The organism is Allocoleopsis sp. (assembly GCF_036703385.1).
Lineage (GTDB): Bacteria > Cyanobacteriota > Cyanobacteriia > Cyanobacteriales > Coleofasciculaceae > Allocoleopsis.
Genome location: NZ_DATNPA010000730.1, coordinates 1 through 9,148 on the forward strand (window position 1 = coordinate 1; position 9,148 = coordinate 9,148).

General features: G+C 46.8%; 9 protein-coding genes and 1 pseudogene. 6 read left to right on the forward strand and 4 right to left on the reverse strand.

Going from position 1 to position 9,148, the window contains the following annotated elements; all coding sequences use genetic code 11:
• From V6C93_RS34445 to V6C93_RS34455, 3 genes and pseudogenes are all read left to right on the forward strand, one after another.
• Positions 1-580 (forward strand): SMP-30/gluconolactonase/LRE family protein (locus V6C93_RS34445; RefSeq protein WP_333481200.1); only part of this gene is annotated, 580 nt, incomplete at its 5' end.
• A pseudogene (locus V6C93_RS34450) lies at positions 564-1,112 on the forward strand (SRPBCC family protein); the annotation flags it as partial. The gene V6C93_RS34445 and the pseudogene V6C93_RS34450, both read left to right, overlap by 17 nt.
• Before the next feature lie 145 nt (positions 1,113-1,257).
• A complete protein-coding gene (locus tag V6C93_RS34455) occupies positions 1,258-2,436 on the forward strand; it encodes a zinc-dependent alcohol dehydrogenase (RefSeq protein WP_333481202.1) in 1,179 nt (392 codons plus the stop codon).
• 215 nt (positions 2,437-2,651) lie between these two features.
• Here the strand turns inward: V6C93_RS34455 and V6C93_RS34460 are convergent, their stop codons facing one another.
• Positions 2,652-3,461, reverse strand: coding sequence for a class I SAM-dependent methyltransferase (locus V6C93_RS34460; protein WP_333481203.1), 810 nt, complete (start codon positions 3,459-3,461; stop codon positions 2,652-2,654).
• A 141-nt stretch (positions 3,462-3,602) separates the two neighbouring features.
• Here V6C93_RS34460 and V6C93_RS34465 point away from each other — a divergent pair, with 141 nt between their 5' ends.
• Both V6C93_RS34465 and V6C93_RS34470 read left to right on the forward strand, forming a co-directional pair.
• Positions 3,603-4,256 carry a helix-turn-helix domain-containing protein gene (locus V6C93_RS34465; protein WP_333481204.1) on the forward strand — a complete coding sequence of 218 codons (654 nt, stop codon included), beginning with the start codon at positions 3,603-3,605 and terminating at the stop codon, positions 4,254-4,256.
• Between the two features lie 128 nt (positions 4,257-4,384).
• Positions 4,385-4,927 carry a Dps family protein gene (locus V6C93_RS34470; protein ID WP_333481205.1) on the forward strand — a complete coding sequence of 181 codons (543 nt, stop codon included), beginning with the start codon at positions 4,385-4,387 and terminating at the stop codon, positions 4,925-4,927.
• A gap of 427 nt (positions 4,928-5,354) precedes the next feature.
• Here the strand turns inward: V6C93_RS34470 and V6C93_RS34475 are convergent, their stop codons facing one another.
• Positions 5,355-7,067 (reverse strand): adenylate/guanylate cyclase domain-containing protein, encoded by a 1,713-nt coding sequence (locus V6C93_RS34475; protein ID WP_333481206.1) that lies wholly within the window; start codon positions 7,065-7,067, stop codon positions 5,355-5,357.
• A gap of 160 nt (positions 7,068-7,227) precedes the next feature.
• Complete coding sequence (locus V6C93_RS34480) at positions 7,228-7,836, reverse strand: DUF3318 domain-containing protein (protein WP_333481207.1); 609 nt, start codon at positions 7,834-7,836, stop codon at positions 7,228-7,230.
• Positions 7,837-8,134: 298 nt separating this feature from the next.
• On the opposite strand from V6C93_RS34480, the gene V6C93_RS34485 reads away from it, so the two are divergent.
• Complete coding sequence (locus V6C93_RS34485; protein ID WP_333481208.1) at positions 8,135-8,395, forward strand: hypothetical protein; 261 nt, start codon at positions 8,135-8,137, stop codon at positions 8,393-8,395.
• Positions 8,396-8,663: 268 nt separating this feature from the next.
• Here V6C93_RS34485 and V6C93_RS34490 read toward each other — a convergent pair.
• On the reverse strand, positions 8,664-9,148 hold a 485-nt coding region (locus V6C93_RS34490; protein WP_333481209.1), incomplete at its 5' end, for an HAD-IIB family hydrolase.

Genomic DNA, 9,148 nt, shown 5'->3' on the forward strand with positions numbered 1-9,148 from the left:
AGGCGAGAGCTGGCGCAAGCTGCACGATCATCCATCTACAAAGGCTGAGGCGCTATCAAGTTTCCGCCCAATCGTCGAGGGTCGTCCACTATTGGAACGTCAGCCAGATGGAAAGACCAAGCCAATCAAAATGGGGTCAGACGGGATTGCCATTAGTGCAGATGGGTCACGCCTGTACTACTGCCCGCTTGCTAGCCGACGGCTCTACAGTGTTGCCATTGATGCACTCGTGGATCGCTCAATTGACGAAAGTGCCGTTGCTGCAACCGTAATTGATGAAGGAGACAGGGGCGGTGCTTCAGATGGACTCGAAACAGACGCGGCAGGGTATATATACTCGACGAACTACGAGCATAATGCGGTTCTGCGTCGCCGTTCTGGTGGGGAGTGGGAAACGGTAGTACACGACCCCCGCCTTCTGTGGCCCGATACGATGTCCGTTGCGGCAGATGGATACCTCTACGTCACAGCAAATCAGTTGCATCGTCAGGCGAAATACCAAAAGGGAAAAGACCTGCGCCAAAAGCCATATACGCTCTTTCGCGTTCGCATCGACGCTCAACCTGTTCTACTGCGGTGAGGCTCGAAAACGCTCGATTGCACAACAAGCACAAGAGGCAATGGACATGAACCAATCGATCAAAGTTGAAAAGACGGTGACGATTAACAAGCCAGTAGAGGAACTCTACCGCTTCTGGGACACCTTAGAAAACTTACCACGCTTTACCAGGCATCTTAAAAGTGTGAAGGTCTATGACGATGGGCGATCGCACTGGGTTACTAGCGCACCGATGGGCAACAGCGTTGAATGGGATGCCAGAATCACTGAAGATCGTCCGAATCAAGTGATTGCCTGGACTTCAGTGGAAGGGGCAGACATTGCGAACTCTGGTTCGGTTCACTTTCAACCTGCTCCTGGCGATCGGGGGACTGAGGTAAAAGTCATCACAACCTATGATGCGCCTGCTGGAGTAGTTGGAGATGCGATTGCCAAGCTGTTTGGTGAAAACCCAAAACAGCAAATTGGAGACGATCTTGCCCGCTTCAAAATGCTGATGGAGACAGGTGAAATTGCCACTAATGAAGGTCAGACATCAGGACGACGAAGCTAGGCAGGGTTCAATAAAACAAAAGATCTTGAGTGATGCAGTTACAGCCTGAAACTCTGCATCAACATCATATTTCAATCAGCGTAATGGTTTACCGCTAACTCCATTCTCAATTCACAAAACAATCACTCAGAAAGAGGGAAAAACAATGAAAGCAGTTTGCTGGCAAGGTGCTAACAAAGTGGGAGTCGAAACGGTCCCCGATCCCAAAATTATTAATCCCCGAGATGCCGTGATCAGAATTACATCCACTGCAATTTGTGGTTCTGATTTACACCTCTACGATGGATTCATTCCCACGATGGAGCACGGCGATATTCTGGGGCATGAATTCATGGGAGAAGTCGTTGAAGTCGGCAGTGAAGTTAAGCGAATTAAGGTTGGCGATCGGGTCGTCAATCCATTTCCCATCGCCTGTGGTCACTGCTTCTTCTGCAAACAAACGCTAACATCTCTGTGTGATAACACCAACCCTAATGCCTTTATGGCAGAAGCCCTGATGGGATATTCGCCCTCAGGCATTTTTGGCTACTCCCATATGTTAGGGGGCTATGCAGGCGGTCAAGCAGAATATGCCCGCGTTCCTCATGCTGATGTCGGTCTATGCAAGATTCCCAACGGGTTGACAGACGAACAGGTGCTGTTCCTTTCGGATATCTTTCCGACTGGATATATGGCAGCGGAAAACTGTGATATCCAACCCGGTCATGTGGTTGCCATTTGGGGTTGTGGCCCGGTGGCCCAGTTTGCAATTCGTAGTGCGTTTTTACTTGGAGCAGAACGGGTAATTGCGATCGACCGTGTGCCTGAACGCCTCCAGATGGCAAAAGACGGCGGGGCAGAAGTCCTCGATTTTGAACAGGTTGATGTTGGGGAAGCCCTCAAAGAAATGACGGGAGGTCGTGGCCCTGATGCCGTGATGGATGCAGTGGGGATGGAAGCCCACGGTATGGGACTGGAGGGACTATACGACAAAGCGAAACAAGCAGTCCGTTTAGAAACAGATCGTCCCCCTGCTTTGCGGCAGGCGATCCTTGCCTGTCGTAAAGGAGGCACTGTGTCCGTTCCTGGTGTTTATGGTGGTTTTGTAGACAAGATTCCAATGGGGGCTTTTATGAACAAAGCCTTGACCATGAAAACGGGACAGACCCACGTTCACAGGTATTTTACCCCGCTACTGGTGCACATTCAGAAGGGCGATATCGATCCATCGTTCGTGATCACCCATCGTCTGCCACTAGAGCAAGCACCCCACGGCTACGAAATTTTCAAACACAAAAAGGACAACTGCATCAAGATCGTGCTAAAGCCGGGTCAGGCTGCCTGAAACCCCTGTCTCATAGCTAAACAAAGAGGTGAGTAGAGACTATCAAATCAACGAAATTAAAAGCTTGCTCGCCCTAGTCTCCCTTGTCCCCCTTGTCCCTTTGAGGGGTTAAATTAGCAGCGACTACGCCTGATCAGGGGGGCAAAACGTAAATTCTGTATCAATAATCTCTAATCCCCTGGCAGCCTTACGGTATGACGGGGGATTCTAGACTTTTATTTCTCAAAAACATAACTTAAATAAACGGCTTGACCCGTTTGCAAAGCCTCATACAATTGGCTATCTTTCATAGCGACCCATTCTTTGAAACCTTCTTTCAGGAAAGGGGAAATATTGATCCGAATGAAAGTCTGCTTGCGTTCATTCATCAGCTCCAATGCCCGTAAAACATTGTGGGTAATCTCAGTCGTTTTAATTGGCTTAAGCCCGGAGTGTTCAAAACTCTGCTGGAGAGCAGCTACCTGATCGAGGGTACGTAAGTCAGCCCAGGAAAAGATACCTCCAGGCTTTAACACTCGGCTCACTTCTTGAACAAACTGTTCCATCGAGCCGTAACAATGAGAAGATTCCACGTTCAATACGACATCAAAAGTATCATTTTCAAAGGGTAAAGCTTCAGCATCTCCTTGTTGAAAAGATAAGTTCGGCACTGGGTAGGTTTGGCGGGCAAATCGAATATTATTATCGGCAAAATCTAGCCCTACGATTCTGTTCGGTTTTAAGTAACGTGCCACATAAGCAGCTCCACCGCCCCGTCCTGAGCCAACCTCTAAAACCTGTTTTCCCTTCAAATCTACAGCCGTTGCTACGTGATGATACAGCTGGATAAAATAACGATCATCTTCATCTTCTTCTGCCAAATCTAATGGGCTGACCTCTGGTTCTAGAGAGACAAACCCATAATTCATAAATTTCCAGTCTGGTTTTTGGTAGTAGTTAGCCCAGAACTCATACAACCAACGCCATAAGCTGCGTTTAACATTAGGGGATAATCCTAGAAGAAAAACAAAAATTTTTGTGATCATGAGCTATTCATAGGGGTTTTCAGAAGCATATTACCCTGTTCAGGACCTAGGCTCATTCTTTTTGGACAAAGTTGCAAAAAAGCCAAAAATATATAAATCTGCTAATGTCTGCAAAAACAGGTTTCAATTACCTTACCTAAAATGGCTCAGTCGTCCTCTCAAGATTTCACTCATCGGTTACAGCTACTCATGCAGCAGGCGGGTGTTTCAAGTTTTACGGCACTCAGCAGGAAAGCTGGGGTTTCAGAACGCCAAGTGAGACGGTTACGACAGGGACAGGTGGGGCAGATGCGAGTAGAAACTTTGCTCAAAATCAGTCAAGTCCTGCAAGTATCCATGACTGAGCTACTAACAATTTTTGATGAAACTCAACGAGTTGATGAGCCAGCTTCACAGACAGAGTTGAGGCGGGAGTACCAACGGTTACAACAGCAAATGCATGAGCAGCGAGAGGCTTTGATACAGGAGTTTCAGCAGTCGAGTTTACAAGTGCTAGAATCCTGGCTAGTGCAATGGCCAACAGCAGCTTATGCAGCACAGCAGAATCAGCAGCTACCCGCCGTGAGGTTGCTGCCCTTAGTGCGACCTGTAGAACAGTTATTGCAAGAATGGGGAGTAGAAGCGATCGCATCTGTCGGATCAGAAATTCCTTACGATCCCCACCTACACCAACTGATGGAGGGAAATGCTCAACCTGGGGCAACGGTAAGAGTGCGTTATATCGGCTACCAACAGGGAGATAAACTTCTATACCGCGCCAAGGTTAGTCCAATTGACAATACCCCCAACGCCTGATTTATTTTCGCTCAGTCTTCTCAAAATTCTACTACTCTAGATAACCTGACTCTCTCCCACGAGACCGATGAAATTGCGGTATCGATTTGTTCCAATAACTAAAGTAACAAAGTGTTGAGAAAAAGATTATGCGCCCTTTAAATATCGGTTTATCAGAAGAGCAACGTCAAGGCGTTACCGATTTGTTGAATCGCGACCTGTCGGATGCGTATCTACTGTTAATTAAAACTAAAAAGTACCACTGGGATGTTGTTGGACCACAGTTCCGTTCGTTGCATACACTGTGGCAAGAACACTATGAAGCATTGACAGAAAATATTGATGCGATCGCTGAGCGAATTCGCATGTTAGGTGGCTACCCCCTTGGTACGGCTAAAGGCTTCTTGGAATATGCTTCGATTAGTGAAGATGCAGGTAGTCTTCCCAACGCTTATGGGATGGTAGAGAACTTAGTGGCAGATCACGAACACGTTATCCGCAACTTGCGCGATCACATTGACCAGTGTGGTGAAAAGTATCACGACCAAGGTACAGCAGACTTCCTCACCGGACTGATGGAGCAACATGAGGAAATGGCTTGGATGTTGCGTTCGTTCATTGAAGGTCAATCCATTGATCCGGACGGCAGACTATCAGCAGAAGGCATGAGAGTTCCTGTTGAGATGAAGTAGTCGCATTGAAAATTAGATAGTGCTTTGGAGGCGGAATTTTATCCGCCTCCTTTGATATCGAATCTGTTGGCATCGGTATATAGCGATTCTCAAATGAATGGAGTACTGTCAGGCTGAACCCCCAACCCCCTTCCCTACTAGGGAAGGGGACTAATTTCAAAGCCTCTCTCCTACAAGGAGAGAGGTTTGGAGAGAGGTTAAAAGTGTACCGTAGCCAATCGAGAAGGGCTATAATATGTTTTTTTAACGCAGAGAAGCGCAGAGGGTCTCAGAGGTATTTGGGTAAAATCTCAGTTAATTGCGATGCAACCGGATAGGCTCTGATTATCAGACTATTTTCAACTCAAATCTGTTTTTAAAGAGTTACTTGGGTTAGAGTTCTAAAATCCCAAATCCCAAATGGTATAAAAACTGTTTTTTGTCGATTCTAGCGCTGATTATCCTGAGAAGAGTGGTAAGTACGGGAGGGAACAACGGTTAATAAATGACTGGATTTTAAATGGCTAGATTTTGAGGATAAGGTCTTATTCGATAATCTCTTTGTTTGATAAATCAGAACGGGTTGATTAATTCCTTTAAAGCGGTAGTGTTTCATCTCTACTAAGCCTTGCTTTCGCGCTAGCCTAGCAAAGGTCGCTTCACTCACCACACATTCACCAGGAAGGCAAATGTGTTGCATACGAGAGGCCAGATTAATCGTTGTTCCTAACACCGTATAGTCTACCCTTTGAGAGCTGCCCACATCTCCTACGATAGCCTTACCGCTATTGATGGCAATTCGTAATTGTAGGGGTTCACAGAAAGTCCTGCAAGCATTGAGGCGATCGAGGCGATAAAGCATTCTTTTTGCTGCACGCAAAGCTCGATCAGCATGATCGGACTGGGGTTTAGGAGCACCGAAAAATGCCATGATGCAGTCTCCAATAAATTTATCCAAGGTGCCACCTGCTGCAAAAATTTCCTTCAGCATTTCCTCGAATAAACTATTGAGCAACTGAGCAATTTGCCTTGGACTCAATCGTTGTGAAAGAGCTGTAAAACCAACCAAATCGGCAAAGAGGACACTAATATCAGCCTCGATGGGTTTGAGGCGGCCTTCTTCTAATACCCCCTCTGCCATAATATGCTGCACCACACCTGGAGAGTGATAACGTTCTAATCTTTGCCTAATCGCTTCTTCACTTCTAAGTTTGTGGATCAAGCGCCAACGTTGCACGGCTGATGCCACAATGTTGCCTAAAGCTGAGAAAAAGCTGAGGTCTTCATCTCCGCCTTGACTCCAAGGATTAAAGTGAATGCAGGCATCTGCATAAAGAACACCAACCACTAGATTGTTATCCCAAACAGGTACAGCCAAAGCACTACGAATACCCTTATCAGATATGCTCTGTTGTTGGTCAAATCGCTCATCTGTCTGGGCATCAGCTGTTTTAATGGCAACTTTCTCGGTAAAGACTTTTTGACAGATAGTTCGGCTAATCCAGTTAGCATCCATCGTTAACTCTAACTGCTCGGATATATCTTTGACAGCAGCATTGAGAACTTGAAGTTTGCCTGACCCCTGAACATCCACTAATAAAGCCAAGCGTTCAATGCATGGTAGATTACGAAATACTATTTGCTTGACTTGGGAAAAAATCGCTTCGATGGATACAGCAGAATTTAAATTTTTGGCAATATCGACTAAATCTTTTAAACGGCTAATGGCAGTTTGATAGTTTGTTTCATCCTCCTTTGAATTATCAGCTTCTATCCATCTCTCTTGTAATTCTTTAGCATTGCCATAGGTTTTGATTTCTTGAGTTGGAAGTTTTATACCCACCTCATTTTGCTGAGAATGCTCTGCGAGCATAATTTTCAGGTAAATAGACCCTAAATGAACAACATCTCCATCCTTGATGGGTTGCGGAGATAAGATTAGCTTTTCATTCAATCGCGTACCATTAGTACTCCCTAAATCTTCAATTAACCAAGTGCCTATTTCTGTCTTCACGAATCGAGAATGATGTCTAGAAATCTCCAAGAAAGGCAAGTGCAAATCACATACAGGTAAACGACCCACTACAAACTCATCTCGATTTACCCTTACTGTTTTTTCCACATCTCCTTGAAGTTGTAGGCGTAGCTTGAACTCAGCCATGACTTCCAACCCTTTGTGAATTTTGGCTCTCTATGTATACTGAACTCCTCCTTTAGAGAGCCGCCGTCGCAGACTAGCATTTTGTCTGGATTGAAACCCACACTCTTGAGACAGATTATGCAAAGGCCTGTATTGATTCTGATTGAGGGTTGGGAAAATGTTACTCCTGCTTCAGGGTATCGGGAACACCTACAGATGAGAGACCCGCGATCGCTTTTAAATTTTGAGAGCGAATCAATTCCGTAAAGTTTAAGCCATACCGTCCTTCAATCTGGACTACAGATTCAATCGCCGCTAAGAGATGTTGGGCAGCTTCTATGTCGTCATAACCACGCCGTGTCGCCACTTTGATCGCATTTTCATCGGCATTCAACTCAGACTGAGAGCTGCGGCTACTGCGCCAAATTTGGGTACCTGCGATCGCAGCCAATCCTGTAGCCACCACGATGCCTACTGCATCCCCCTGCGCCAGTTCGATGATCCCCCCAAGCAAGCCCGCAGCAGCAACTCCTTGATACAAGTCCGGCTTAAACCACTTAATGCTAATTAGCCAGCAGACTGTCCGTAACAACAGCAGGTCTCGCTGGGGTTTGGGCAAACGACGCCACAAATCAAAGTTAATATAGATGGGTCGCTCTCGCGACCAAGGCTGGGGCAATGGACTTTCAATGACTGTAGTCTGTTGCGGTTTGCTAACAATTTTCGTCAGCATCCGCCCAGAAGCAGGCATGAGTTCAATCAAGCGGCGAATTTCAGGCTCTGGATTCATCGGGCTCACTGCTGGGCATTCAAGATTTGGTGTTATGGGCAAACAGAGTTGCAAAGGTTGAAACCTCTGTGCCCTACAAAAAACCTATCCCATTTCCAACTCAAAACTTTATCTAGCTACTAACTAACTTAGAATGACAGTTAAATCAAAAGTTTGCGATACATCAACTAATGCTACTAACGCTACGCCTCTAGGGTCTGCTGTTGTGTCTGGAAAGATTGGCTTAGCAAGTTTGCACTTGGTGCATCTTTGGCAAACAGCAAGTCTTCATTTCCGCGCTCTCCACAGGGAGGTCTAGATGGAAGCTTTTTCCCCTGTTCCTCCTCAATGGACAACATCCGCGACTCACGCCGTAGAATTCTGCTGTCCCAAGTGCCGAGGTTCGGCAATGGAGGCTGAGCGGGTTTGGATTAATCGGCGATCGCCTGTGATGACAGAAGATTACCGCCGCAAGTGGCAGGAGTTTTATCAGTGTCAGTGTGGCTCTGTGTGGTGGGCTTGGAGTAGCGATCGCCCACCGTCGGATTTAGCCAAGCGCGAGAATCCGCCGACATCGTGAGGAGAGAGATGGAGCTGGAAAAAGGAGCATGTCACCAAGGGGAAGCCCTCATCCTAAATCCCTCTCCCCGTGGGGGCTACGCTGTACATACAAGTCTTCTCTACTTACGTTTGAGGTTAATAAGCCCCCTAAATCCCCCAATTCTGGGGGACTTTGAATTCTCCCCCAACCCTAGTAAGGAAGCCGGAGCGACCGGAGCCGAAGGTGAGGATGAGGAGCTGGGGGGTTAGGTCTAGAGTGGGTTTTCCAGATGGCGTGAAAAGCCAGCTCACTCAAGAGCAAGTTCTGCCAAGTCAGAGGCGATGAGTTTGTCAATGAGTTCAACAACTCCAGCACCGCGATCGCTGTTTGTGACGAAATCAGCATGTTCTTTGAGGATGGGAAGGGCATTGGCAACGGCAACGCCGCACCCACAAAAGTCGAGTAAAGAATGGTCGTTCTCAGCATCCCCTACACCAACCGTATTGTATGGCGATAACCCTAATTCACTTAAGGCTGCGCTGAGTCCAAATGCTTTGTTTACGCCTGAAGGAAGCACCATCACAGCGCCTTTATTAAAGATGACTTGCCGTTCAAGCCCTAGGTTACGGATGACTTCTAACACTGTATCTTCATGAGGATGCCAGGTGGCGACGATCGCTCGTCCCACTGCGAGAGGCTCAACTCCTCGTTCTTGCAACGCCTTGATAAACTCCTCTGGTGGAGGCTCCGCTAACAGTTTTTCTTCATGAGTTGCGGGTTGGTATAGTAAGG

Bases quoted from the DNA above. Each gene is read 5' to 3' on its own strand.
- V6C93_RS34475 (WP_333481206.1), bottom strand. From the start codon at position 7,067: ATGGCTGAGTTCAAGCTACGCCTACAACTTCAAGGAGATGTGGAAAAA.
- V6C93_RS34485 (WP_333481208.1), top strand. From the start codon at position 8,135: ATGGAAGCTTTTTCCCCTGTTCCTCCTCAATGGACAACATCCGCGACT.
- V6C93_RS34470 (WP_333481205.1), top strand. From the start codon at position 4,385: ATGCGCCCTTTAAATATCGGTTTATCAGAAGAGCAACGTCAAGGCGTT.
- V6C93_RS34465 (WP_333481204.1), top strand. From the start codon at position 3,603: ATGGCTCAGTCGTCCTCTCAAGATTTCACTCATCGGTTACAGCTACTC.
- V6C93_RS34480 (WP_333481207.1), bottom strand. From the start codon at position 7,836: ATGAATCCAGAGCCTGAAATTCGCCGCTTGATTGAACTCATGCCTGCT.
- V6C93_RS34460 (WP_333481203.1), bottom strand. From the start codon at position 3,461: ATGATCACAAAAATTTTTGTTTTTCTTCTAGGATTATCCCCTAATGTT.
- V6C93_RS34455 (WP_333481202.1), top strand. From the start codon at position 1,258: ATGAAAGCAGTTTGCTGGCAAGGTGCTAACAAAGTGGGAGTCGAAACG.